This is a genomic window from Pseudomonas sp. PIC25, from assembly GCF_002286785.1.
In the GTDB taxonomy this organism is placed as follows: domain Bacteria; phylum Pseudomonadota; class Gammaproteobacteria; order Pseudomonadales; family Pseudomonadaceae; genus Pseudomonas_M.
Window position 1 is genome coordinate 1 of record NZ_MUJY01000186.1, and the last position, 23,540, is coordinate 23,540.

The 23,540-nt window shown below is 65.6% G+C and carries 22 protein-coding genes and 1 tRNA gene; 10 read left to right on the forward strand and 13 right to left on the reverse strand.

The window, feature by feature from the left end:
* Positions 1–133: 133 nt before the first annotated feature.
* Entirely contained in the window at positions 134–325 is a 192-nt protein-coding gene (locus tag BZL41_RS25640) for a hypothetical protein (RefSeq protein WP_095601875.1), read from the forward strand.
* Positions 326–359: 34 nt separating this feature from the next.
* Here BZL41_RS25640 and BZL41_RS25645 read toward each other — a convergent pair whose 3' ends face one another.
* Entirely contained in the window at positions 360–761 is a 402-nt protein-coding gene (locus tag BZL41_RS25645; protein ID WP_084334728.1) for a quorum-sensing-regulated virulence factor family protein, read from the reverse strand.
* 320 nt (positions 762–1,081) lie between these two features.
* Between BZL41_RS25645 and BZL41_RS25650 the strand changes: the two genes are divergently transcribed.
* Positions 1,082–2,749: an OmpP1/FadL family transporter gene (locus BZL41_RS25650; RefSeq protein WP_095601876.1), complete on the forward strand. Its 1,668-nt coding sequence runs from the start codon at positions 1,082–1,084 to the stop codon at positions 2,747–2,749.
* Between the two features lie 58 nt (positions 2,750–2,807).
* Complete coding sequence (locus BZL41_RS25655; protein ID WP_095601877.1) at positions 2,808–3,554, forward strand: tRNA-uridine aminocarboxypropyltransferase; 747 nt, start codon at positions 2,808–2,810, stop codon at positions 3,552–3,554.
* On the opposite strand, the gene BZL41_RS25660 is transcribed toward BZL41_RS25655, so the two are convergent.
* Positions 3,528–4,547 carry a DMT family transporter gene (locus BZL41_RS25660; RefSeq protein ID WP_371916571.1) on the reverse strand — a complete coding sequence of 340 codons (1,020 nt, stop codon included), beginning with the start codon at positions 4,545–4,547 and terminating at the stop codon, positions 3,528–3,530. The genes BZL41_RS25655 and BZL41_RS25660 overlap by 27 nt on opposite strands.
* A gap of 162 nt (positions 4,548–4,709) precedes the next feature.
* On the opposite strand from BZL41_RS25660, the gene erdR reads away from it, so the two are divergent.
* Together erdR and BZL41_RS25670 are read left to right on the forward strand one after the other, a co-directional pair.
* On the forward strand, positions 4,710–5,363 hold the full coding sequence (erdR, locus tag BZL41_RS25665; protein WP_084334723.1) for a response regulator transcription factor ErdR: 654 nt from the start codon (positions 4,710–4,712) through the stop codon (positions 5,361–5,363).
* A 90-nt stretch (positions 5,364–5,453) separates the two neighbouring features.
* On the forward strand, positions 5,454–5,825 hold the full coding sequence (locus BZL41_RS25670) for a diacylglycerol kinase (protein ID WP_170837174.1): 372 nt from the start codon (positions 5,454–5,456) through the stop codon (positions 5,823–5,825).
* Positions 5,826–5,830: 5 nt separating this feature from the next.
* Here the strand turns inward: BZL41_RS25670 and BZL41_RS25675 are convergent, their stop codons facing one another.
* Complete coding sequence (locus tag BZL41_RS25675) at positions 5,831–6,757, reverse strand: LysR family transcriptional regulator (RefSeq protein WP_095601879.1); 927 nt, start codon at positions 6,755–6,757, stop codon at positions 5,831–5,833.
* 117 nt (positions 6,758–6,874) lie between these two features.
* On the opposite strand from BZL41_RS25675, the gene fpr reads away from it, so the two are divergent.
* Positions 6,875–7,651 carry a ferredoxin-NADP reductase gene (fpr, locus tag BZL41_RS25680; protein ID WP_095601880.1) on the forward strand — a complete coding sequence of 259 codons (777 nt, stop codon included), beginning with the start codon at positions 6,875–6,877 and terminating at the stop codon, positions 7,649–7,651.
* Between the two features lie 497 nt (positions 7,652–8,148).
* On the opposite strand, the gene tsaA is transcribed toward fpr, so the two are convergent.
* From tsaA to dinB, 7 genes are all read right to left on the reverse strand, one after another.
* Complete coding sequence (gene tsaA, locus BZL41_RS25685; RefSeq protein ID WP_095601881.1) at positions 8,149–8,841, reverse strand: tRNA (N6-threonylcarbamoyladenosine(37)-N6)-methyltransferase TrmO; 693 nt, start codon at positions 8,839–8,841, stop codon at positions 8,149–8,151.
* A gap of 42 nt (positions 8,842–8,883) precedes the next feature.
* Positions 8,884–9,081 (reverse strand): hypothetical protein, encoded by a 198-nt coding sequence (locus BZL41_RS25690; protein ID WP_095601882.1) that lies wholly within the window; start codon positions 9,079–9,081, stop codon positions 8,884–8,886.
* 48 nt (positions 9,082–9,129) lie between these two features.
* Positions 9,130–9,918, reverse strand: a complete 789-nt coding sequence (locus BZL41_RS25695) for a DUF2182 domain-containing protein (RefSeq protein WP_095601883.1) — start codon at positions 9,916–9,918, stop codon at positions 9,130–9,132.
* A gap of 2 nt (positions 9,919–9,920) precedes the next feature.
* Entirely contained in the window at positions 9,921–10,556 is a 636-nt protein-coding gene (locus tag BZL41_RS25700; RefSeq protein ID WP_095601884.1) for a DUF1326 domain-containing protein, read from the reverse strand.
* A 111-nt stretch (positions 10,557–10,667) separates the two neighbouring features.
* Positions 10,668–11,438, reverse strand: coding sequence for an SDR family oxidoreductase (locus BZL41_RS25705; RefSeq protein WP_095601885.1), 771 nt, complete (start codon positions 11,436–11,438; stop codon positions 10,668–10,670).
* Positions 11,439–11,556: 118 nt separating this feature from the next.
* Positions 11,557–12,771, reverse strand: coding sequence for an MFS transporter (locus tag BZL41_RS25710; RefSeq protein WP_095601886.1), 1,215 nt, complete (start codon positions 12,769–12,771; stop codon positions 11,557–11,559).
* Positions 12,772–12,845: 74 nt separating this feature from the next.
* A complete protein-coding gene (dinB, locus tag BZL41_RS25715; protein ID WP_095601887.1) occupies positions 12,846–13,901 on the reverse strand; it encodes a DNA polymerase IV in 1,056 nt (351 codons plus the stop codon).
* A gap of 144 nt (positions 13,902–14,045) precedes the next feature.
* Between dinB and BZL41_RS25720 the strand changes: the two genes are divergently transcribed.
* The 4 genes from BZL41_RS25720 to rimO all read left to right on the forward strand — a co-directional run bounded on the left by BZL41_RS25720 (position 14,046) and on the right by rimO (position 19,644).
* A tRNA-Met gene (locus BZL41_RS25720) sits at positions 14,046–14,122 on the forward strand.
* Between the two features lie 168 nt (positions 14,123–14,290).
* Positions 14,291–16,927 carry a bifunctional lysylphosphatidylglycerol flippase/synthetase MprF gene (mprF, locus tag BZL41_RS25725; RefSeq protein ID WP_095601888.1) on the forward strand — a complete coding sequence of 879 codons (2,637 nt, stop codon included), beginning with the start codon at positions 14,291–14,293 and terminating at the stop codon, positions 16,925–16,927.
* Complete coding sequence (locus BZL41_RS25730; RefSeq protein ID WP_095601889.1) at positions 16,927–18,189, forward strand: virulence factor family protein; 1,263 nt, start codon at positions 16,927–16,929, stop codon at positions 18,187–18,189. The genes mprF and BZL41_RS25730 overlap by 1 nt, the downstream gene beginning before the upstream one ends.
* 129 nt (positions 18,190–18,318) lie before the next feature.
* The gene (gene rimO / locus BZL41_RS25735; protein ID WP_095601890.1) at positions 18,319–19,644 is read left to right on the forward strand and encodes a 30S ribosomal protein S12 methylthiotransferase RimO; all 1,326 of its coding nucleotides are present in this window, start codon (positions 18,319–18,321) and stop codon (positions 19,642–19,644) included.
* 57 nt (positions 19,645–19,701) lie between these two features.
* Here rimO and BZL41_RS25740 read toward each other — a convergent pair whose 3' ends face one another.
* The 3 genes from BZL41_RS25740 to BZL41_RS25750 form a co-directional block, all read right to left on the reverse strand.
* Entirely contained in the window at positions 19,702–20,103 is a 402-nt protein-coding gene (locus BZL41_RS25740; RefSeq protein ID WP_095601891.1) for an META domain-containing protein, read from the reverse strand.
* On the reverse strand, positions 20,100–20,537 hold the full coding sequence (locus BZL41_RS25745; protein WP_095601932.1) for a hypothetical protein: 438 nt from the start codon (positions 20,535–20,537) through the stop codon (positions 20,100–20,102). Before BZL41_RS25745 ends, BZL41_RS25740 begins: the two co-directional genes overlap by 4 nt.
* 105 nt (positions 20,538–20,642) lie before the next feature.
* Positions 20,643–23,402 (reverse strand): response regulator, encoded by a 2,760-nt coding sequence (locus BZL41_RS25750; protein WP_095601892.1) that lies wholly within the window; start codon positions 23,400–23,402, stop codon positions 20,643–20,645.
* Positions 23,403–23,540: the final 138 nt, after the last annotated feature.

Sequence of the window (23,540 nt, forward strand, 5' to 3'; positions counted from 1 at the left end):
ATCGGTGAGGAAGCGGAGTTTACGAGTTGTAAATGAGCATTCCGAACCGATTTTTAACGACGCATCACCGAGCGCAGGCACTTTTCGTACAGAGCCTAAGCAAGTCGGCGGCATTCGGAGACAGGGAGGGACCATGCCGAAGATCACTCTGGAGATCGATGTGCAGCTTTACCGCCTGCTGCAACAGGCAGCACGAGAAAGCGGCCACAGCCTGGAAGAAGAGTGCCTTCGTCGTCTGGAAAGCGAGGGGCGGCGCTCCCGTCATATCGAAGCCCTGCTCGCCGACCTGCGCGCGCAGGCCGAACCACAGCGCTCGCGGGGCTGAGAGCCCTACGATCTGGTTCTGAGCGCCGCGTGCGTCACTGCAACCCGCAATCCGCCTTGTTGAAGCGCTCGGTGGCCACCGGGCGATTGCTCTTGTATTCGCTGAACTGATAACGCAGCACCGCCCCCCTCGCCAGCAACTGGCGGTACCCGGTGTTGCGGCAGACGCTGGCGGCGAGCTGCTTGCGGACCGCTTCCGGGTTGGCGCGCATCTGCTCGGCGTGACTGGCGCGCACGCTCAGATGGTTGATCAGTTCGCTGCCTTCCACGGTGTAACCCTGGTCGAGAATGTCCTCGTTGATCGCTCGCGGCGTGCCGACGCTGCTTTCCTGCGCCACCTTCTCGAGCATGCTGTTCAGCTCGAAATCCTTGAGCGAGGCGGCCTGGACGCCGAACGGCAGGGCGAGGCAGAGGGCGAGGGTGGTAAAGCGACGCATGGGGTTCTCCTGAACGATTCGAAAGCCGTTTGACCGGCCGCAGCATTGTGCGTTCTCCGGCGGCGGATGTCGCCTGCCGGAAGGTGTTACCGATAGGGACAACACACTCTCCGGCCGTCAGGACGGGCACGACCAAAGATCGGGGAAAGCCTGCCGGCAGCGGACAGTCTCAACTGTGCGCCGTCCGTCGGCGTTGCACCCCAGGAGCCGCCATCCCCGCCGCGCAAGGCGGGACAAGGAGCGTTTTCTTCTCCGCCCAGCGGAGTGGCGGCCTATTGCCTGGCCGGTGCCCATTCCGCTCGTTGCAGGAGTCGAGAACAATGACAAGAACTCTCCAACCCCGTTCGCTGGCCTTTCTTGCCGGTGCTTTGCTGATTTTGCCGGCTGCCCACTCTCAGGCGTCGGGTTACCACTTCGGGTCTCAGTCCGTGTCGGCACAAGGCACCGCCCACGCCAATGCCGCCGAGGCCGCGGACCCTTCGACGATTTTCTACAACCCCGCCGGCCTGGCGCGCCTGCCCGGCACCCAGGTGACCGGCGGCATGAGCATCCTGCTGCCGCGCGGCGATTACGAGGATGACGGCAGCACCGATGTGTTCGGCAATCCGGTGGAAGGCGATGCGGGGTCTTATCTGCCGGATGCCGCCGCCGCGCCGAATTTCTATTTTTCCCGCCAGCTCAACGACAACGTCACCGTCGGCCTGGGCATCTTCGTGCCGTTCGGCGCCAAGCTGGATTACAAGGAGGATTGGAGCGGCCGTTATGGCATTCAGTCGGCCAGCCTGGAAACGGTCAACTTCAACCCGAGCATCGCCTACCGCTTCAACGAGCATCACAGCATCGGCTTCGGCATATCGGCGCAGTACATCCGCTCCATCCAGCGCGGCGCGGCGGACGTGAAAGGCGCTTCGCGCCAGTTGGCCGGACAGTTCGTCGATGAAAACTACAACGAGACCCGGCTGGCCGCGACGGTGCCCGGCCTGGTGGAACTGATCTACGGCGTGCCGGTGCCGGAGCAGATTACCGACTGCCAGGGCGTGGCCGACCGCGATGGCTTCGTCGACTGCGTGGCGAGCAATTTCGCCGATAACGTGGAGGGCGACGGCTACTTCCGCGCCAAAGGCGACGATTGGGGCTTCGGCTGGAACATCGGCTACCTCTGGGAACCCACCGAGAACACCCGCTTCGGCATCTCCTACCGCTCCAACATCCGCCACACCCTGGAGGGCAAGACCAAATGGAGCTTCGCCGATGTGAACGGCAGCGTACCGTCGCCGGATGTCGACCTGGGGGGTGGCCTGCTGCCGGATCGCGATGCCATCCACCAGATTTTCGACCCGGACAACTGGATCAACCCCGGCGATTTCGCCGCAGCGCGCCTGCATCCCAACTCCAACGGCAAGACCGCCATCGATACGCCGGAAATGCTCTCGATCAGCGCCTTCCACCAGCTCAACCGCAAGGTGGCACTGATGGCGGATGTCACCTGGACCCGCCATTCGCGGTTGGACGAGGTACGGATCGGCATCGATCAGGTGGCTGGCTATCCCTACTTCAATGGTGTCACCGAGGGCGACCTGGCGGTCCAGCAGGACTGGAAGGACACCTACAAGATTTCCCTCGGCATGAACTACCAGTACAGCGACGACCTGCTGCTGCGCACCGGGGTGGCCTACGACAAGTCGCCGGTCAGCAGCACCCAGCTACGTCATCCGGCCTTCCCGGATGCCGACCGCTACTGGCTGTCGTTCGGCGCCAATTACAAGCTGACCCCGGACACCTCGGTGGACCTGGCCTACAGCTTCGTGCAGTTCGACAGCGGCAAGATGGAATACACCGACAACTGCTCGCCGGCCGGCTGGGTGCCCGGCAGCGGTGGGCTGTACGAGGACAGCGGCGTGCGTTGCACCGGTAACGGCGGCACCTACAAGGGCGAGTACAAGACGCATATCCACTTCTTCGGGCTGGCGCTCAACCATAGCTTCTGAAGTGGGGTCGACATGGGCTCTGGTAGACTGTCGGCTTTTCCTCTCCGTGGTTTCGCCGATGTCCGCCGTGTTCCCCGATCGCTCCCGGGTCCATGCCGTTGCGCGCTTGCGCGCCGAGCGCCTGGCCCGTGCCAGCAAACCCTTCCTGGCGCGCGGTTCGCGGGGGGAGCGCTGTCCGGGCTGCCGGGTGCCGTCCAGCCATTGCCTGTGCGCCTGGCGACCGGAGGTGCCGGCGCGCTCCGGCGTCTGTCTGCTGATGCACGACGTGGAGCCGCTGAAGCCGAGCAATACGGGCTGGCTGATCGCCGACGTGGTGGCCGATACCGAGGCGTTCGGCTGGTTGCGCACGGCCGTCGATCCGGCCTTGCCGAGCCTGCTCGCCGATCCGCGCTGGCAGCCGTTCCTGGTGTTTCCGGGCGAGTACGCGGCACCGGAGCGGGTGGTGAATGAGGTGGTGGTGGATGAGGGGCGGCGACCGCTGTTCGTCCTGCTCGATGCCACCTGGACCGAAGCGCGCAAGATGTTCCGCAAGAGCCCCTATCTCGACCGCCTGCCTGTCCTGAGCCTGCAACCGGAGCAACTGTCGCGCTACCGGTTGCGGCGTTCGAAGCGCGACGATCATCTCTGCACCGCCGAAGTCGCCGCGCTTTGCCTCGATCTTGCCGGCGACCGGGACGCGGCCGAGGCGTTGGACGCCTATCTCGACGTATTCACCGATCATTACCTCGGCGCCAAGCATCGCTGGCCGGTCGACGCCCACGACGAAGCACACCGTCGTCTATCGGCTTTCCTGCCGACCGACTAGCTCAGGTGCAGAGGGCCGGGCGTCAGTGTCCTCGGGCTGTACCACGACCTTCTTCGGCCACAACTGGGCCAGCAGCATGCCGGCGAACATCAGGGCGCAGCCGACATAGCCTTTCAGCGGCAGGCTTTCGCCGAGGATCAGCGCGCCGGCGAGGGCGGCGAACACGGCTTCGAGGGACAGGATGATCGCCGCGTGGGACGCGATGGCGTGCTTCTGCGCCACCACCTGCAGGGTGAAACCGACGCCGACGGCGAGGATGCCGCCGTAGAGGATCGCCGGCATGGCCTGGCCGATGGCCGCCAGGTCGAACGTCTCGAAGACCAGTGCCAGCGGCAGGCTGAGCAGCGAGCAGGTGAGGAATTGCAGGAAGGCCAGGCTGATCGGGTCGTGCCGGCTGGCCAGCGCGCTGACCAGCAGCACATGCACGCCCCAGACCAGCGCGCCGGCCAGTTGCAGCCAGTCGCCGGACGCCACGCTGAAGCCTTCGCCGATACTCAGCAGGGCCATGCCGACCACCGCCAGGCAGGCGCCGAGCCAGGTGCCGAGGCCGGTGCGCTGGCCGATCAGCAGGCCGAGCAGGGGCACCATGATCACATAGAGACCGGTGATGAAGCCGGAGTTGGTCACGCTGGTGAACAGCAGACCCACCTGCTGCAGGTTGATGCCGATGGCCAGCACCACGCCGAGCAGCATGCCGTTCCACAGCAGCGGCCGGCTGAAGGCCAGGCGTCCGCCGGTGCTGCGACGGGCCAGGAGGAGCAGCGGGACCAGCACCAGGGCCCCGAGGGCAAAGCGCAGGCCGGAATAGAGGAACGGGCCGATGGCCTCCATACCCAGGCGTTGGGCGACGAAGGCGCTGCCCCAGATCATGGCGGTCAGCAGCATCAGGAGGTCGGCGCGCAGGGCTGGGTTTCGCATCGTTCTTCTCGGCGGGAAAAGCCGCTGACTTTGCCGCAAAGCGTCGAACTTGACCACCCCGTCACGTCTCGGCATGCTGGGCGCCGCTTCGTGGGCACGAATCGGCAGAAACGACCGGCACCGGTTGCGAGGACGGCCCGCCGCGAGGCGGCACGTATCTATGTGGAAGCGTTAGGCCGACAGAGCCAGCCAAATGACGGCATAATGACGCATACATAACAAAAAACAGGATCTGCCATGGCTGCTTACGAAATCCTGATTGCCGACGATCACCCGTTGTTCCGCAGCGCCTTGCAACAGGCGCTCACCCTGGGCCTGGGGCCTGATGTCCGTCTGGTCGAGGCTGCCAGCATCGCCGAGCTGGAGGCGCGCCTGGCGGAAAAGACCGATTGGGACCTGGTCCTGCTCGACCTGAACATGCCCGGTGCCTATGGCTTCTCCGGTCTGGTGCTGTTGCGTGGCCAATATCCGCAGATTCCGGTGGTAATGATCTCGGCCCAGGAAGAGGCGGCGGTGGTCGCCCGGGCGCGGGAATTCGGCGCCAGTGGTTTCATCCCCAAGTCCAGCCCGCTGGAAACCATCCAGCAGGCGGTGCGCGCGGTGCTCGACGGCGACGCCTGGTGGCCGCCTCAGGCCCAGGAAGAGGTGCGTGTGCCGGACGAAGCGAAGGCCGCCAGCGCCGGCCTGGCCAGCCTGACGCCGCAGCAGTTCCGCGTGCTCACCATGGTCTGCGAAGGGCTGCTGAACAAGCAGATCGCCTATGAGCTGAGCGTGTCCGAGGCCACGGTGAAAGCCCACGTCACGGCGATCTTCCGCAAGCTCGGCGTGCGCACCCGGACCCAGGCCGCACTGCTGCTGCAACAGATGGAGTCGATTCCCCCCGCCGGTTGAGCGCCTGCCCGGCAGCGTGGGAGATTTCACGCTTTTTTGACGCGGGCTGGCATAGGCTCCGGTCCCGTTCTCCCCACCCCCTGGTAGTCGTTGCGCATGTCGCCATTCAAGGGCCAGACCGGCCTCAAACGCATCTTCAATGCCACTGGTTATTCGCTGGATGGGCTGCGCGCCGCTTTCCAGGGCGAGGCGGCCTTCCGTCAACTGGTGCTGCTCAATCTGGTGCTGATCCCGTTGTCCTTCGTCGTCGAGGTCAGCCGTGGCGAGCGCGCGCTGCTGATCGCCGTGTGCCTGTTGGCGCTGATCGTGGAGCTGTTCAATTCGGCGGTGGAGGCGGCCATCGACCGGATTTCCCTGGAGCGCCACCCGCTGTCGAAGAACGCCAAGGATATGGGCAGTGCCGCGCAACTGATGACCCTGGGATTGATCGCGGCGGTCTGGTCGGTGATTTTGCTGGGATAACGCTCTCAGGCGATGGTCGGCAGCACGATCTGATCGCTACGTTTAACACCGGCGGTGAGCTGGCGGCACTGGTCGAGAAACTCGCGCATGGCCGCGGTCTGGTATTTCTGCCGGTGCCAGATGAAGTAGAACTGGCGGGTGAGGTCCAGTTCCGGGGTTTCCACCGGCACCAGGCTGCCGCGCCGGAAGGCGTCGCGCAGCGCCAGGCGCGAGATGCAGCCGATCCCCAGGCCCGACTCCACGGCCCGCTTGATCGCCTCCGTGTGCTCCAACTCCAGACGGATGTTCAGGGCAGTGGGGTGGTGACGCATGGCCTGGTCGAAGGTCAGGCGGGTGCCGGAGCCCTGTTCACGGAGAATCCAGGCCTCGCGGGTCAGTTCGTCGAGGCTCGCCTGGCCGCGGCTGGCCAGCGGGTGCTGGGGTGCGCAGAACACCACCAGTTCATCTTCCACCCAGCGCTGGATGTCGATGTCCGGGTGCTGGCAGTCGCCTTCGATCAGGCCCAGGTCCAGTTCGTAATGCGCCACTTGGTGAACCACGTGAGCGGTGTTGTGCACGTGCAGTTTTACCCGGCATTCGGGGTGCCGTTGCATGAAGTTGCCGATCAGCAGGGTGGCGAGGTAGTTGCCCACCGTCAGGGTGGCGCCGACCGCCAGGGAGCCGAAGCCGCTCTTGCCGTTGAGCAGGTCCTCGATCTCCTTGGCTTGGTCGAGCAGGGCCACGGCCTGGGGCAACAGTTGCCGGCCCAGGGCATTCAGGCTCAGGCGTTTGCCGGCACGGTCGAACAGTTGGCAATCCGACTGCCGCTCCAGTTCGGTCAGCGAGGTGCTGGCGGCCGACTGCGACAGGGCGAGCGATTCCGCGGCGCGGGACACGCTTTCCTGCTGGGCGACGGCGACGAATACCTGAAGTTGGCGCAGCGTGAATCGCATATCTATATAACCGATAACCTATATCTTAATAATCCATTTAACAGATATTGTGCGGGCTTATAAGATTGCGCGCAATTGTGCCTTTTCAGCATTAGCCTGTGAGCGAGGAAGCCCCGCATGAGCAACCTGAACGTCGAGCGTGTCCTCAGTGTGCACCACTGGAACGACACCTTGTTCAGCTTCAAGACCACCCGCAACCCTGGACTGCGTTTCGAGAATGGCCAGTTCGTGATGATCGGTCTGGAAGTCAACGGTCGCCCGCTGATGCGCGCCTACAGCATCGCCAGCCCGAACTACGAAGAGCATCTGGAGTTCTTCAGCATCAAGGTGCCGGACGGCCCGCTGACCTCGCGCCTGCAGCATCTCAAGGAGGGCGACGAGCTGATGATCAGCCGCAAGCCCACCGGCACCCTGGTGCTGGACGACCTGTTGCCCGGCAAGCACCTCTACCTGCTCAGCACCGGCACCGGCCTGGCGCCCTTCATGAGCGTGATCCAGGACCCGGAAACCTACGAGCGCTACGAAAAGGTGGTGCTGGTGCATGGCGTCCGCTACGTCAATGAAGTCGCCTACCGCGAATTCATCACCGAACACCTGCCGAAGAACGAGTACTTCGGCGAGGCGCTGAGCAAGAAGCTGATCTACTACCCCACGGTGACCCGCGAGCCGTTCGAGAACCAGGGCCGCCTGACCGACCTGATGCGCAGCGGCAAGTTGTTCGCCGACATCGGCCTGCCGCCGATCAACCCGCAGGACGACCGCGCGATGATCTGCGGCAGCCCGAGCATGCTGGACGAGACCAGCCAGGTGCTGGACAGCTTCGGCCTGAAGATTTCCCCGCGCATGGGTGAGCCGGGCGACTACCTGATCGAACGTGCCTTCGTCGAGAAATAAGCCTTTTCGTTTGGCTCTGTCTGCATTAAGTGTTGCTGGAAACTCCTGAGCCAAACCGATTACTGAGTTTCGCAGGCAGTCTTGTTTCGCCCCCCGGCGAGTTACTTCTGGCAGTCGCCCCAGAAGGTAACCAAGAGGGCTTGCCCCGGCATCCGAACTAGGCGTCCCCGCCCGGCTTCGCCGGGGTTCCCTCGCTCCATCGCCGTTCCGGGGGCCCGCCGTGAAGGGCCATCCCTGGCCAATCACGGCTCTCGCGGCATCCATGCCGCTCAACCCCCTACACGACGATTCCGCTCGGCCTCCTGACGGGGCGTCGGAGTTGGTCCCACCTCTTCTGCAATCTCTCTGGCAATGACAAAGCGTCAGGATCACTTCGCCACGCCGGGCGGAACGAATCTCCCCTCTCACCTTTAGGGAGAGGGGTTTGCCCCATACAGCTGTAAGCCTTGTGCTGGAGCGCTCCGTTTGAAGTTGCAAGAGCTTTTACTGAACCTGGCTCAGGCTTTCATCACATCCAGCACTCGGATCAGCCCCGGCCGGGGATAATGCCAGTGCACGTCCACGTCCCAGAGGCGGGCGCCGTAGCGTCTCTCCGGGCCGGGTTCCTGGTAGGCGGGGCGCGGGTCCTGGGCGAGGCATTGCTCGACCAGTGCCACCAGCGGTTGACCCAGGCGGGCCTGGTGTTCCTGTGCCTGGATCAGCGCCGCATCTTCCCACTCTACCTGGATCAGCGCCGGTGCGGCCTCGGCGATGCGGTTGCTGGCGTCCTCCACCCGGTCGGCATAGGGCACGTAGGGCTTGATGTCGAGCACCGGCGTGCCGTCCAGCAGGTCGATGCCGGACAACCACAGGCGGCCCGCTTCGACCTTTTCCAAGCGCACCACCGACTGGCCGATGCCGTTCGGGCGATGCGTCGAGCGGGTGGCGAACACCCCGAGCGACTGGTTGCCGCCCAGGCGCGGCGGGCGCACCTTCAAACGTGGCTTGTCTTCCAGCGCCTGGTGGAAGAGAAACAGCAGCCAGACGTGGCTGACCTGCTCCAGCCCCTGCACGGCTTCGGCCTGGTCGAACGGCGGCACCAACTCCAGCACGCCGCGGGCGGCGGGGGCCAGTTGCGGTTGACGCGGAATGGCGAATTTCTCCTTGAAGCAGGAACGAACGAAACCGATGGGCGTGACGGAGTAGGACATGGTTAGGCTAATGGCGGGAAACGCCGCCATGTTAACGGCGAATCAGTGTGGCTGGCAGCGCGGATTGCGGAACGGGCCGGCGACCTGTTCCCAGCCGGGGCCAGGGCTGGTCTGGGCACAGAACAACGCACCGTTCACCAGGCTGCGCCACTGATACCAGGGGGCCGGCGCGGCATTGCCGGGCTGCGGCAGGGCGAGCAGGGCGGCGATTGGTAGGGCGAGGCGGAACGGGCGGAGCATGCGGTACTCGACGGGAAGACTCACTGCGCCCTTATACCCAGCCGGCGGCTAGGGGAGCAAGAGCACCGCGCCCCAGCCGACCAACAGCAACCCGCCGGCGCGACTGAGCCAGAGGCCCAGGGGCAAGGTCTTCTCGAGCAGGACAAAGGCGCCGATCAGCGCGACCCACAGCAGGTTCATCACCCCGACGACGAACAACAACCCCATCAGCGCCCAGCAGCAACCCAGGCACCAGGCGCCATGCGCCAGGCCGAGATGCCAGCCACCGGTCACGCCGGGCCGCCAGCCGGTCAGCAGGAATTGCATCGGCCCCCGGCAGCGCTCCAGGCAGGCGGATTTGGCCGGCAGCCATTGCCATGCGCCGGCGGCGATCAGCAGCACGGCGGCCAGGGGCGTGCTGGCGCTACGCATCTGTACGTCCAGCAGTGCAAGGTGATCGAGGCCCCATTGCAGCAGGGTGGCGATCAGGCTGAAGCCACCCCACACCACCAGATAGGCGGCGCAGAACAAAACCAGCGCCCAGTGCCGCTGCGGCGACGGCATGCGCCGGCGCAACAGCATCTGGTAGAGCAGGAGCATAGGCAGGGCGCTGGGCAACATCATCCCCACCATCATCACCGCCCACATGGAGAACATCAGCGCGGCGTCGCCGACGCTCCACGGCATCGGCATGCCGGCCATGGCCACGTCGGCCATCCCGCCAGGGGCCGCCATGACCTCGGTCATCCGTTGCAGGATCACCCAGGCCAGGGCGAGCAGCAGGAACAGGCAGGCGACGAACACCAATTGTTCCTTCGACATCCCCCTGGCCGGCACCGCGGCCGGCTGCCAGGCCATGCTCAGCGCACCAGGCCGTGGCCGGTGAAGTGAACCCGTGCCAGGTGGCTGTGGCTGCCTTGGGACTGGTATTGCATGGCCCCGTGGGTTTCGAAGCTCCCGTTGGCGAACTCCGCTTCGATGAACTCGAAACCGTCCGGCAATACCAGGCGTGCCCGCTGCGGCGCTCCGGTCACCGGACTGCGGATCGGCTCGCCGCTGGCTTCCAGGACGCCCGGAATGCGCAGCCGGGCCAGGCGCTCGTCCACGTCGATGCTCAGCTCGATGGGCACGAACTGTGGTTCGAACATCTCGCTGATGGTGGTGCTGAAGATCTGGAACACGTTGGCGCCAGGCTCGCTTTCCTGGCCGGACAGAATGGTCAGCAAGGCTTGGCGCTGTGCCTCGTCGGCACGTTCGTCGACGAACGCCTGGCAACTGCCGTTGCCTTCATGGATGGCACCCGGCCAGGCGAAGGTGCCGGCCCAGCACAGACCATCCAAGTTGGTGTCGCGGAAATGGCCCTGCTCGATGCGCATGGCCACCACGGCCTGGCAATGGCCGTGGGTGGGGTGCGCACTGAATTGGCAGGGGCAGCCCCAGTTACAGTTGCAGGAAGCAAACTCGACGCCCTGCAGGCGCCAGTCCGCAATGCTCATGACTCACCTCCTCCGCCTGTGGCGAAAGTCGATGTGGGCCCCCCATCCAACAATGCTAGCGGAATGATGTCTCTGTGCCAGGTAAGCCGACCGGGGGCACGTGGTCATGCGCTACAGATGGAACCCGCCGTCGATGGGGATGATCGCACCGGTCATGTAGGCGCCGGCGCAACTCGCCAGGCTGATTGCCAGCGCGGCCATCTCCTTCTCGCGGCCCCAGCGTTTCATCGGGATCACGGCGGTGTCTTCGGCCAGTGCCTCGGCGTCGTTGGCGATGTGCCGGGTCATCTTGCTGGGGAAGCGCCCCGGAGCGATCACGTTGACATTGATATGCTCGCCGACCAGTTCCCGCGCCAGCATGCGCGACAACTGATGCAGCGCCGCCTTGCTCGGCCCATAGGCATAGGCCTGCTCGCCGAAGGAGGTGATGCCCGCCACCGAGCCGATGTTGATCACCCGCGCCGGATTGGCTTCGGTGGCGGCCCGGCGCAGCAGTGGCAGCAGTTGCTGGATGCAGCTGAAGACCGAAGTGACGTTGAGCTGCATGACCTTTTCCCAGCCTTTCGCCGGGTAGCTTTCCAGCGGCGCGCCCCAGGTGGTGCCTGCGTTGTTCACCAGGATATCCAGGCGCTCGACGCGGCTCGCCAGTTCGGTGGCCAGGGACTTGGCGCCTTCTTCGCTGGAAAGATCGGCGGCGAGGCCGATGCAGTCGCCGTAACGGCTCAGTTCTTTCGCGGTGATGGCGCAGTCCTCGGCATGACGCGCGCAAATGAACACCCGCGCGCCGGCTTCGAGAAAGCCCTGAGCGATCATCCGGCCGATGCCGCGGCTGCCGCCGGTAACCAGGGCGGTACGCCCTTCGAGGCTGAAATACGGGTGCATGGGGACTCCTGGGGATCGTGATCGAAGAGCCCATACCCTAGTCGGCTTCGCGCGGGAGCGAGTGGCTTATCGAAGCGAGGAATATCCGGCCATCGCCCATGCGAAGCCAAGGCACCTGTCAGCCTCGATAATGATTGGATAGCCAGTAAGCCAGCAAACCGAGCGCCGCCACAGCCGAGAATGCCGCGCCGGCGAAGAAGGTGACGGCCGGGCCGAAGGCACTCCACAGTGCGCCGGCGATCAGACTGGCCAGCAGCAAGGCGCCCCCGCTGACCAGGTTGAACAGCCCGAAGGCCGTGCCGCGTAGGTCTTCGGGCGCGGTATCGGCCACCAGCTTGGCCAGTAGCCCCTGTGTGAGCGCCATGTGCAGGCCCCAGAGCGCGGCGCCGAGCAGCACCTGCCAGACCCCGGTGGCGAAGGCCAGCAGCAGGTCGGCGACGATCAGCAGGCCCAGCCCCGCCAGCAGCAGCCCGAGCGGGCCGAAGCGATCGGCGGCGGCGCCGGCCGGGTAGGAACAGGCGGCGTAGAACAGATTCATCACGATCATCGTCAACGGCACGAAGCCGATCGACAGGCCGACGTCCTGGGCGCGGAGCAGCAGGAAGGCCTCGCTGAAGCGGGCCAGGGTGAACAGTGCGCCGAGCAGGACCACCAGCCAGAAGCGCAGCGGCAGCCGCCTCGCATCCGTCAGGTGCAACCGGGGCGCGGCCGTCTCCGCCGTTGAGGTCCGCTCCGGCTCCCGCACATAGGCCAGCAGCAGGCCGACCGCGACGAAGGCGGGCAGCACGGCGATCCACATCACCGCCTGCAGATCGTTCAGCCAGAGCATGAACAGCATCGCCAGCAGCGGACCGAGCAGCGCCCCCAGCGAATCGAGCCCCTGGCGCAGGCCATAGGCCGCACCGCGCAGGCGCGCCGGAACCAGGTCGGCGACCAGCGCATCGCGCGGCGCGCCGCGGATGCCCTTGCCGATCCGGTCGACGAAGCGCGCAGCGAATACCCAGCCGATCGAACCGGCCAGCGGAAACACCGGCTTGGTAAAGGCCGCCAGGGCGTATCCCAGCACCACCAGGGGTTTGCGCCGCCCCAGGTAGTCGCTGAGAGTGCCGGAGAACACCTTGCTGATGGCGGCCGTCGCTTCGGCGATGCCTTCGATCAGGCCGACGGTGACCATCGAGGTGCCGAGTACACTGACCATGAAGATTGGTAGCAGGCTGTGGATCAGCTCGGACGAGATGTCCATGAACATCGAGGCAAAGCCCAGCGCCCAGATGCCCGGTGGCAAGGCGCGCCAGGAGGCGGTTCGGGCCGGGGTGGCGGGGCGAGGGTCCATGGTCCGTCCGGTCGGAAAGGTCTCCCTGATTCAAGCAGAGACGGCGAGGTTGCGCCTGCGTCAGGACGGCGCGCTCAGCGCTCGAACAGTTCCAGTTGTTCGTGACGGCCACGCAGGTCGATCAACCGCACGCCGACGCCGAGCAGACGCACCGGGCGGGCGCCGCGGGCAAAGGCGGCACTGAGCAGCAGTTTGAAGCTCTCCAGGTCGCGACCGGCGCCGGCCTGTTCCAGGGTGGTCTGGGTGAAGTCATGGAACTTCACCTTCACGAAGGGCTTGTCTGGCCGGTAACTGTTGTCCAGCCGCGCCAGTCGGCCATGCAGCTCTTCCACCAGGCTGGGCAATTGTTCAAGGCAGGCGGCCAGGTCCGGCAGGTCATGGTCGTAGGTATTCTCCACACTCAGCGATTGGCGGCGGCTGTCCACCTGGACCGGGCGGTTGTCGATGCCGCGTGCCAGGTTCCACAGGCGCTCGCCGAAACTGCCAAACTCACGCGCCAGGGCCAGCTTGCTCCATTCGCGCAAGTCCGCGCAGGTACCGATGCCGAGGCGGCCCAGTTTGTCCGCCGTGACCTTGCCGACGCCGTGCAACTTGCTCACCGGCAGGGCGGCGACGAAGTCTTCCACTTGGTCCGGGGTGATTACGTAGAGTCCGTTGGGCTTGCGCCAGTCGCTGGCGATCTTGGCAAGGAACTTGTTCGGCGCCACCCCGGCGGACACCGTGATATGCAGTTCCGCCTGGACGCGTTGGCGGATGGCTTGGGCGATGCGGGTGGCGCTGCCGGAGAAGTGGGTGCTGTCGGACACGTCGAGATAGGCTTCGTCCAGCGACAGCGGCTCGATGATGTCCGTGTAATCGCGGAAGATCTGATGAATTTCCCGGGAGGCGGCCCGGTAGGCCTCGAAGCGTGGTTTGACGATCAACAGGTCGGGACAGAGCTTGAGCGCATGCCGCGACGACATCGCCGAGCGCACGCCATAGGCGCGGGCTTCGTAGTTGCAGGTGGCGATCACGCCGCGGCGGTCGGCCGAGCCGCCGACGGCGAGGGGGCGATCGGCCAGGCGCGGGTCGTCACGCATCTCGATGGCGGCGTAGAAACAGTCGCAGTCGACGTGAATGATCTTGCGCACGGAAACTCCGCAAAGCCCCGCCCGGCATGGGCTGGAGCCCGGCAGTGTAGCATCGGTGCGGTGCTAAGCGTCTGAACGAAAACAGTTTTTTCGACGATAACAGTTGACAGCCCGGCTTTGGGCTGTAGAATGCCGACCCACAGACGCGGGATGGAGCAGTCTGGTAGCTCGTCGGGCTCATAACCCGAAGGTCGTTGGTTCAAATCCAGCTCCCGCAACCACCTTCAAAAAGGCCACTCGATCGAGTGGCCTTTTTCATTTCCAGGACGGAAACGTCCAGTCGCGACGACACCGAATACCGCACAGCCCCCCGCAAAAAAATCGCTGGACAGCACTTGCAAGCCGCCTTGGCGCCCCCACTCTGAGCGGATCAGCTCATGAGGTCCTCGATGCGCGTCAATCCAGCCTCTTCGCAACAGCCCCCCCTCGATTCTCCCATTCCCCCTTCCTTGCCCCTGCGCGGTTGGCGGCGCTTGGCGACGTACCGGCAGCCGCTGGGACTGGCGCTCACGTTGCTGTTGTTCGGCCTGGCGCTGGTCGCCTGTTATCACTTGCTGGGCGAGGTGGACCCGCAGGCGTTGCGCGGCGCCTTGGGGGAGGTGCCCGGTACGGCGTTGGCCGGGGCCTTTGCCGCGACGGCGGTGGGCTTCCTGGCCTTGCTGGGCTATGAGTGGTCGGCGGCGCGTTACGCCGGGGTGCGCTTGCCGGTCGGCAGCCTCGCCCTGGGGGGCTTCAGTGCTTTCGCCATCGGCAATGCGATCGGTTTCTCGATGCTCTCCGGCGGTTCGGTGCGCTATCGCCTGTATGCCCGCCAGGGGGCCGGGGCGGCGGACGTGGCGCGGATGTCCGTGTTCGCCAGCCTGTCGCTGGGCTGTGTCTTGCCGGTGCTGGCGGCCATCGCGGCACTGGTCGATCTACCGGATGCCGCCGCGGCCTTGCGTCTGTCCGAGCCGGTACTGGCGACGCTGGCGATTGTCGTGCTGGTGGTGCCCGGTTCGTTGTTGCTGGCGATGCGTCGCTATCGGCTGTCCGAACGGCCGAATCCGGACAGCCTGCTGATCGGATTCGGCCGACGGACCTTGCGCCTGCCCGGCCTGCGCCTGGCCCTGCTGCAACTGGCGATCACCGCGCTGGACGTCTCCGCCGCTGCTGCGGTGCTCTATCTGCTGTTGCCGGAGGCTCCGCCGTTCGGCGCTTTCCTGGCGGTTTATCTGCTGGCGTTGGCGGCCGGGGTGCTCAGTCATGTGCCTGGTGGCGTCGGGGTGTTCGAGGCAGTGCTGCTGGCGGCGTTCGCCGGAACCCTGGGCTCGGCGCCGCTGGCGGCGGCCCTGCTGTTGTACCGGCTGATCTATGTCCTGCTGCCGTTGCTGCTGGCTTGCCTGTTGCTGTTGCTCAACGAGGCGCGCCGGCTGACCCCGGCCCGCCAGGCGATGCGGATCGCCTCCGGAATGGCGGCGCCGGTGCTGGCGTTGCTGGTGTTCCTGGCCGGCGTGGTGCTGTTGTTCTCCGGGGCGACGCCGGCCATCGATACACGGCTGGAACATCTGGGATTCCTGATTCCACACCGCCTGATCGATGCATCTCACCTCGGCGCCAGTCTGATTGGCGTGCTCTGCCTGCTCCTCGCCCAGGGCTTGCGCAGGCGCCTGTCCGCGGCCTGGGCCCTGACGCTGGTATTGCTGCTGGCCGGTGCGGTGTTGTCGTTGTTGAAAGGTTTCGACTGGGAAGAGGCCAGCCTGCTGGCCATGACGGCGGCGCTACTGGCTGCGTTCCGGCGCTCGTTCTACCGGCCGAGCCGGCTGCTGGAACTGCCGTTCTCGCCCATCTACCTGGTCGCCAGCCTGTGCGTGTTGGCGGCGTCGGTGTGGCTGCTGCTGTTCGCCTATCAGGACGTCCCGTACAGCCATGAACTCTGGTGGCAGTTCGCCCTGGATGCCGATGCGCCGCGTGCCCTGCGCTCGGCGCTGGGCAGCGCTTTGTTGCTGCTGGTGGTGGCGTTGACCTGGCTGTTGCGTGCGGCGCCGCCGGCGATCCTGCTGCCGGACGTGGAAGCGTTGGCCCGCGCCGCTGCCATCGTCAAAGCTTCCGACCAGCCGGACGGGGGTCTGGCATTGAGCGGCGACAAGGCCCTGCTGTTCCACCCGGATGGCAACGCCTTCCTGATGTATGCCCGGCGCGGGCGCAGCCTGGTCGCGCTGTTCGATCCGATCGGCCCGGCGCAGCAGCGCGCCGAGCTGATCTGGCAATTCCGCGACCTCTGCGACCGCCACCACGCGCGGCCGGTGTTTTACCAGGTGCGGGCGGAGAATCTACCTTTCTATATGGACATCGGACTGAGCGCCCTGAAGCTGGGGGAGGAAGCGCGCGTCGATCTGGCGCGCTTCGACCTCGACAGCAAGGGTATGAAGGACTTGCGCTATACCTGGAACCGCAGCCAGCGCGACGGGCTCGCCCTGGAAATCCACGAGCCGGGGCAGGCTCCGCTGGAAGCGTTGCAGGTGATTTCCGATGCCTGGCTGGGCGGCAAACAGGGTCGCGAGAAGGGTTTTTCCCTGGGGCGTTTCAGTCCGGCGTACCTGCAGCATTTCCGCATCGCGCTGATCCGCTACCAGGGCCAGCCGGTGGCCTTCGCCAACCTGCTGGAGACCGACGGTCGCGAACTGGCCAGCCTGGACCTGATGCGCGTGCATCCCGAGGCGCCCAAGTCGACCATGGAATTCCTCATGCTCGGCCTGATCCTGCATTACAAGGCCAGCGGCCATGCCCGCTTCAGCCTGGGCATGGTGCCGCTGGCCGGACTCCAGCCCCGGCGTGGTGCGCCCATGGCCCAGCGCCTGGGGGCCTTGGTGTTCCGTCGAGGCCGCCTGTTCTACAACTTCCAAGGACTGCGCCGTTTCAAGGACAAGTTTCAGCCGGACTGGGAACCCCGTTACCTGGCCGTGCCGGCAGGACTCGATCCGCTGGTGGCGCTGGCCGATACCGCCGCCCTGATTGCCGGCGGCCTGACTGGATTGGTGAAACGCTGATGCTCAAGCGCTATCGACATCACATTCTGGCGGCTAGCGTTCTGCTCGTGGTGGCCGCTGTGTTGCTGCTGTGGAGCCAGATGCTGCCGAACGCCCGCCTGCAGCACCTGAAGGTGGAGGACGGGACTGCCCTGGTGCAGGCCGATGCCGGCCGCCATCCGCAGATACGCGTGCTGCTTGCCGTGCCTGACGGCCAGGTGCTGGACGATACGCGCCTGCTGGCACTGGCGCACGATACTGCCGCGCGGATCGTTCAGGTGGCCGTGCCGGAGAACGATTGTGCGGCCCAGCAGCACCGCTTGCAGGCGGCGCTGAAACGGTTGGATGGAGCGCCGACGCTGGTTGCCGGCATCGGCCCCGGTGCAGCCCTGGCCTGGCGCTGGCTGGCCGGGCAGGACGACGACAAGGCACGGGCGTTGTCGGTGGGCTTTTCCCTGGAGCATCCGGATTGCGCCCAGCCGCTGCCGGAAAGTGCTGCGCACGGCCACTGGCTGGCTGCCTGGAACGATAACCCGGACGACGCCAGCGCGCGTTTCGTCCGGGGCCAGGCCAATGCCGAGACGCTGATCGGCGACTACGACACGGCCCTGCCGCAACTGCTGGAGGCGCAACTTCGCCGTCTGCTGCAAGGGCAGGGTAACGAACTGCCCGTAGTCGACGTCCCCGCTGCGCAGTCTTCCGACACCCTGACCCTGTTCTATTCCGGCGATGGCGGCTGGCGCGATCTGGATCGCGCCGTGGCCGAGGAAATGGCGAAGGGCGGCTATCCGGTGATCGGCATCGACAGCCTGCGTTATTTCTGGGAGCACAAGTCACCCGAGCAGGGGGCCGCCGACCTGGCCCGGCTGATGCGGCAGCACCGCCAGGCCGGTATGCGCCACTTCGTGCTGGTCGGCTATTCCTTCGGCGCCGATGTGCTGCCGGCCATCTACAACCGCCTGCCCGCCGCCGAGCGGGAGCAGGTGGATGCCGTGGTGCTGCTCGCCCTGGCCCGCAGCGGGAGCTTCGAGATCGAGGTACAGGGCTGGCTGGGCAGCACCGGGCAGGAAGCGGCGACCGTACCCGAGCTGGTCCGCCTGCCGCCGGCCCGGGTGCTCTGCGTGTACGGGCGCGAAGAAGCCGGGGAGAGCGGCTGCACCGATCCGGCCTATCAGGGGGAACGTCTGGCGCTACCCGGTGGTCATCATTTCGATGAGAACTATGCGGCTCTCGCCGAGCGTCTGATCCGGGCCATTCGGGCACGGACGGCCGGGGCGGACTGAGGGGAGTTGAGGCCGGCGTCGGAGCGTTCGATTTCCCCGTCGGAGAGGCTGGTCAAGCGAGAGACCTGCCGCTAGAATTGCGCACTTTTTGATCAGAGGCGCCTTGTGAGCGCCCCATCGAGGTTAGCCATGTCCACCCCCTCCACGCCGAAAGTCGGTTTCGTCAGCCTCGGTTGCCCCAAGGCTCTGGTCGATTCCGAACGCATCCTGACCCAGTTGCGCATGGAGGGTTACGAAGTCGTACCCACCTACCAGGATGCCGACGTGGTGGTGGTCAACACCTGTGGTTTCATCGACAGCGCCAAGGCGGAGTCGCTGGAAGCGATCGGCGAGGCCATTGCCGAGAACGGCAAGGTGATCGTCACCGGCTGCATGGGTGTGGAAGAGTCGGCGATCCGCGAGGTGCATCCGAGCGTGTTGGCCGTGACCGGCCCGCAGCAATACGAGCAGGTGGTCACCGCCGTGCATGAGGTGGTGCCGCCGAAAGCCGAGCACAACCCGCTGATCGACCTGGTGCCGCCGCAGGGTATCAAGCTCACCCCGCGCCACTATGCCTACCTGAAGATTTCCGAAGGCTGCAACCATAGCTGCAGCTTCTGCATCATCCCGTCCATGCGTGGCAAGCTGGTCAGCCGCCCGGTGGGCGATGTGCTCAGCGAGGCCGAGCGCCTGGTCAAGGCCGGGGTCAAGGAGCTGCTGGTGATCTCTCAGGACACCAGCGCCTACGGCGTGGACCTGAAGTACAAGACCGATTTCTGGAACGGCCAGCCGGTGAAGACCCGCATGAAGGAGTTGTGCGAAGCGCTGTCCGGCATGGGCGTCTGGGTGCGCCTGCACTACGTCTACCCGTACCCGAACGTCGACGACGTGATCCCGCTGATGGCCGAAGGCAAGCTGCTGCCCTACCTGGACATCCCGTTCCAGCACGCCAGTCCGAAGGTGCTCAAGGCCATGAAGCGTCCGGCATTCGAGGATAAGACCCTGGCGCGCATCAAGCAGTGGCGCGAAGTCTGCCCGGACCTGACCATCCGCTCCACCTTCATCGTCGGCTTCCCCGGCGAGACCGAAGAAGACTTCCAGTACCTGCTCGACTGGCTGACCGAAGCACAGCTCGACCGCGTTGGCTGCTTCCAGTACTCCCCCGTGGACGGTGCGCCGGCCAACGAGCTGGCCGACCCGGTGCCGGACGAGGTCAAGCAGGAGCGCTGGGAGCGTTTCATGGCCCACCAGCAGGCGATCAGCGCCGAGCGCCTGCAACGCAAGATCGGCCGGGAAATCGAAGTGCTGATCGACGAAGTGGATGAGCAGGGTGCCATCGGCCGTTCCTGGGCCGACGCGCCGGAAATCGACGGCAACGTCTACGTGGACAGCGACGTCGAGCTCAAGCCGGGCGACAAGGTCCGTGTGCGCGTGACTGCGGCGGACGAATATGATCTCTGGGCGGAAACCCTATAAGACTTCCGCCGTCATCCCGCCGCATGGTGCCGGATATCATCCGTTACCATGCGGTTGTCAGTTCTCCGGCAACAGCCGGATCGGCTTGCCTTCCGCTGGCCACAGTCGCAGTTGGCCGAGTGGCGAAACATCCCAGCGTTCGATCTTGCCGAGGGCGTCCAGAAAGTGCTGTTCCTGCTCCATCAGTGCGGGCGTGCAGAGCTTGCGGGTGCTGCCCGGAGCGCCGAAGCTGATGGCCGAGTCTTCCAGTCGATAGCTGCCGAACCAGTGGTTGCAACCGGCATTGCCGAAGGCGCGGCCGTCTTCGCCGAGGGTCAGGGTCAGGTAGCTACGGTCGAGCAGCGGCCGGTCGCCGATCCACTCCACCCGGTAGTTGCGTTCCTGCTCCAGTTTCACCGGATCGGCGGCGCAGCCCAGCAGGCTGGCGCCGATCAGGCCGAGTGCAATCGCGTGTTTCATGCCTTGTCCTCCTGACAGTTCGGGCAGAGATGACGGCCGGCGTCGTTCCGCCAGCCCAGTTCGGCGATGCGCGCTTCAGCGGCCGGTGCACGGGCCTTGTCGCCGAGCGCCGCATCGACGGCGAATTCGAAATCGAGCCGCGCACCGCAGCCGTCGCAATCGACCTGCCAGTTGAGAATGGCCAGCTCGCGGAAGGCGGGGCCCTTGGCCACGGCCATCCATTGTCCCGGCGGGTTGATCAGATGGCGGACCTTTTCCACGTCGAGGCGCAGGCAGAGATCGCGGCTGCCCTTGAGCGTGACCAGCAGGGTGTCGCCCGCTTGGATGGAGCCACCGGTACCGGTGACCTGGTAGCGGCCCGGCGCCAGCGCGCGGCATTCGTTCAGGGTGTGGGCGGGGTTTAGCAGGGTGTAGCGGAAATCGTGTTCGGCCATCGGGGTCTGCCATCTCGGCGAAATGGTGCGGAAAGGCGGCATCCTAACATTGTCGTCAGGTTCCGACGCGGTTCCTTGGCTGGCTGGCGGCGATTCCAGCCGGACTCAGGCGCCAATCTGCGCCGCCTCCTTGGCCAGCCGCACGATGGCGGCATCGAGATCGTCGAGGGCGGTCTTGTAGGCCGGGTCGTCCTGTTTCAGCAGGGTCTCGCTGCGCTGGCAGGCCTCGCGCAATTGCGGCACGCCGCAGTAGCGGGTGGCGCCGTGCAGGCGATGGACGCGCTCGATCAGGGTGGCGCGGTCGCCGGCGTCGCGGGCCTGGCGAATCGCCTGGCGGTCGGCGTCCAGGGAAGCGAGCAGCATGGCAAGCATGTCGGCGGCCAAGTCGGCCTTGCCGGCAGCCAGGCGCAGGCCTTCTTCGGCATCCAGCACGCTGAGGCTGGTTTCAACCTTGGGCGGTGGTTCCATGGGGCGCTCCTGGCCTTGGTTGCGCAGGGCGAGGCCGGTCCACTTGAGTACGACCTGGGCCAGTTGGCGCTCGCTGATCGGCTTGGTCAGGTAGTCGTCCAGGCCGCTCTGCAGCAGGGCTCGCTTTTCGTTGGCGAGGGCGTGGGCGGTCAGGGCGATGATCGGCACCTGACCATGGCCGTGTTCGGCTTCCCAGGCGCGGATCGCCTCGGTGGTCTGGCGTCCGTCCATGCCGGGCATCTGCACGTCCATGAAAATCAGATCGAAACGTTCCTTTTTCACCGCATCCAGCGCGGCATAGCCGCTGTCCACGGCGGTGGCTTCGGCGCCCATGTCGCTGAGCAGGGTCTGCACCAACAGCAGGTTGGCCGGGTTGTCGTCGACGCAGAGCAGGCGCGGAACCCGGTTGCTCGGAATCGACGAGGGTTCCTGGCGCACCGACTGGCGCGGGCTGATGAGATCAGACAGCGCCCGCTGCAGCTTGCGTGTGTAGGCCGGCTTGGCCTGCAATTGCGCATAGCCGTCGGGCAGTGCCTCGTGGTAGATCGCCTGCTCGTTGGTCGGGCAGAGCGCCAGGCATTTACAGCCGAGCCGCTCGAGATCGCGGATACGCTGGCTCAGCCGTTCCGGTGGCAACTCGCGCAGGTTCACGCCGAGCACCGCCAAGTCGAGGGGCGCATTGCCGTGACGCTGGGCGGCCACGCCGTCGATCAGGCTGTCCATGTCGGCGAAGATTTGCACCTGCAGGCCACAGTCTTCCAATTGATGTTGCAGGGCCTGACAGGCCAGTTCGTGGCTTTCCAGCACGGCCACGCGGCGGCCCAGCAGCGGTGCGCGAGGGTGGTCCTCGACGTCTTCGCGGCCCTTGGGCAGGCTCAGGGTAATCCAGAATTCCGAACCTTCTCCCGGTGTGCTCTCCACGCCGATTTCCCCGCCCATCTGTTCGATCAGGCGCTTGGAAATCACCAGGCCCAGGCCGGTGCCGCCGGCCTGGCGGCTGAGCGAGTTGTCCGCCTGACTGAAGGCCTGGAACAGGGTGCGCAGGTCTTCCTCGGACAGGCCGATGCCGGTGTCCTGCACGCTGATGCGCAGTTGGGCGCGGTCGTCGCTGTCGTCCTCCAGCATGGCGCGGACGGCGATGGTGCCTTCGCGGGTGAACTTGATTGCGTTGCTGATCAGGTTGGTCAGTACCTGCTTGAGCCGCAGCGGGTCGCCGATCAGCGACAGCGGTGTATCGCGGTAGACCAGACTGACCAGTTCCAGCTGCTTGTCATGGGCGGCGGGGGCGAGGATGGTCAGGCAGTCCTGCAGCAGGTCGCGCAGGTTGAAGGGGATGCTTTCCAATACCAGCTTGCCGGCTTCGATCTTCGAGAAATCGAGGATTTCATTGATGATGCCGAGCAGGCTGTCGGCGGATTTCTCGATGGTGGTCAGGTAGTCCTGCTGGCGCGGCGTCAGGTCGCTTTTCAGCAGCAGATTCGTGAAACCGAGGATGCCGTTCAGCGGCGTGCGTATTTCATGGCTCATGTTGGCGAGGAATTCGGATTTGATCCGGCTCGCTTCCAGGGCCTCCTTGCGCGCCAGGTCCAGTTCGATGTTCTGGATCTCGATGGTTTCCAGGTTCTGGCGGACGTCCTCGGTGGCTTGGTCGATGCTGTGCTGGAGTTCTTCCTGGGCATTCTGCAGCGCTTCGGCCATGCGGTTGATGCCGGAGGCCAGTTCGTCCAGTTCGTGGCTGCCGAGCAGCGGCAGGCGGGTCTCCAGGCGGCCGTCTTTGAGCTGGGCGACGCCTTGTTGGATACGCCGTAACGGCTCGTTGATCGAGCGGCTCATGCGCAGCGCCAGGAGCGCGGTGACCGCCAGCCCGGCGATGATCAGCAGCAGGCTGGTGAGCAGGCTGCGGTAGCCCCGCAGCAGGGTACCGTGGTGGGACATCTCCACCTCGACCCAGCCAAGCAGTTGTTCGCTGTCGGCGGCCTCCTGCCCGGCCACCATGCTATGGCGGCCATAGACCGGCAGGAGGAAGCGCGTGGCGTCCTGGACGCTGCGCATCAGCAGGCGGCTGCTGTCGCCGCTGGGGGTGTCGTTGAGCATGTTCGGGCCGGCATGCGCCAGGCGCTGGCGCTCCGGGGTGAGGAAGGAGACCGCCCGTACGTCGGGCTGCTCCAGCGCGTCGGCGGCGATTCGCTGCAACACGCGGTTGTCGCCATGCGCCAGGGCCGGAGCGGCGAGGGGCGCCAGTTGCTCGACGATCATTTCTCCGCGCTGCAAGAGTTGCGCCTGCAGGTCGGAGAGCTGCACCCAGGTGAAGTAGCCGCCGAGGACCAGCGCCAGCAGGCTGGTGGGCAGCAGGGTGAGCATCAGCACGCGGCCTTTGATGCCGAGATCCTTGAACACTGTCTTCCCTCGTCTGGTTCCGTGGTTCTGGCCGGCAGTGTAGCGGCTGGGCGGAGCTGGACAAAGAGCGGGAGCCGAGGGAAACAGACTGCAATCTTCGGCTGTTATGGTGCCCGCCGGTTTGCCGTTATCATAGTC

Excerpts from the sequence above, each read along its gene's own strand:
- tsaA (WP_095601881.1), bottom strand. The coding sequence starts at position 8,841 with ATGTCCTACTCCGTCACGCCCATCGGTTTCGTTCGTTCCTGCTTCAAG.
- BZL41_RS25655 (WP_095601877.1), top strand. The coding sequence starts at position 2,808 with ATGTCCGCCGTGTTCCCCGATCGCTCCCGGGTCCATGCCGTTGCGCGC.
- BZL41_RS25675 (WP_095601879.1), bottom strand. The coding sequence starts at position 6,757 with ATGCGATTCACGCTGCGCCAACTTCAGGTATTCGTCGCCGTCGCCCAG.
- BZL41_RS25710 (WP_095601886.1), bottom strand. The coding sequence starts at position 12,771 with ATGGACCCTCGCCCCGCCACCCCGGCCCGAACCGCCTCCTGGCGCGCC.
- BZL41_RS25690 (WP_095601882.1), bottom strand. The coding sequence starts at position 9,081 with ATGCTCCGCCCGTTCCGCCTCGCCCTACCAATCGCCGCCCTGCTCGCC.
- BZL41_RS25740 (WP_095601891.1), bottom strand. The coding sequence starts at position 20,103 with ATGAAACACGCGATTGCACTCGGCCTGATCGGCGCCAGCCTGCTGGGC.
- erdR (WP_084334723.1), top strand. The coding sequence starts at position 4,710 with ATGGCTGCTTACGAAATCCTGATTGCCGACGATCACCCGTTGTTCCGC.
- BZL41_RS25645 (WP_084334728.1), bottom strand. The coding sequence starts at position 761 with ATGCGTCGCTTTACCACCCTCGCCCTCTGCCTCGCCCTGCCGTTCGGC.
- BZL41_RS25695 (WP_095601883.1), bottom strand. The coding sequence starts at position 9,918 with ATGGCCTGGCAGCCGGCCGCGGTGCCGGCCAGGGGGATGTCGAAGGAA.
- mprF (WP_095601888.1), top strand. The coding sequence starts at position 14,291 with ATGCGCGTCAATCCAGCCTCTTCGCAACAGCCCCCCCTCGATTCTCCC.
- BZL41_RS25650 (WP_095601876.1), top strand. The coding sequence starts at position 1,082 with ATGACAAGAACTCTCCAACCCCGTTCGCTGGCCTTTCTTGCCGGTGCT.
- BZL41_RS25700 (WP_095601884.1), bottom strand. The coding sequence starts at position 10,556 with ATGAGCATTGCGGACTGGCGCCTGCAGGGCGTCGAGTTTGCTTCCTGC.
- rimO (WP_095601890.1), top strand. The coding sequence starts at position 18,319 with ATGTCCACCCCCTCCACGCCGAAAGTCGGTTTCGTCAGCCTCGGTTGC.
- BZL41_RS25640 (WP_095601875.1), top strand. The coding sequence starts at position 134 with ATGCCGAAGATCACTCTGGAGATCGATGTGCAGCTTTACCGCCTGCTG.
- BZL41_RS25660 (WP_371916571.1), bottom strand. The coding sequence starts at position 4,547 with ATGCCGAGACGTGACGGGGTGGTCAAGTTCGACGCTTTGCGGCAAAGT.
- BZL41_RS25705 (WP_095601885.1), bottom strand. The coding sequence starts at position 11,438 with ATGCACCCGTATTTCAGCCTCGAAGGGCGTACCGCCCTGGTTACCGGC.
- BZL41_RS25730 (WP_095601889.1), top strand. The coding sequence starts at position 16,927 with ATGCTCAAGCGCTATCGACATCACATTCTGGCGGCTAGCGTTCTGCTC.
- BZL41_RS25745 (WP_095601932.1), bottom strand. The coding sequence starts at position 20,537 with ATGGCCGAACACGATTTCCGCTACACCCTGCTAAACCCCGCCCACACC.
- fpr (WP_095601880.1), top strand. The coding sequence starts at position 6,875 with ATGAGCAACCTGAACGTCGAGCGTGTCCTCAGTGTGCACCACTGGAAC.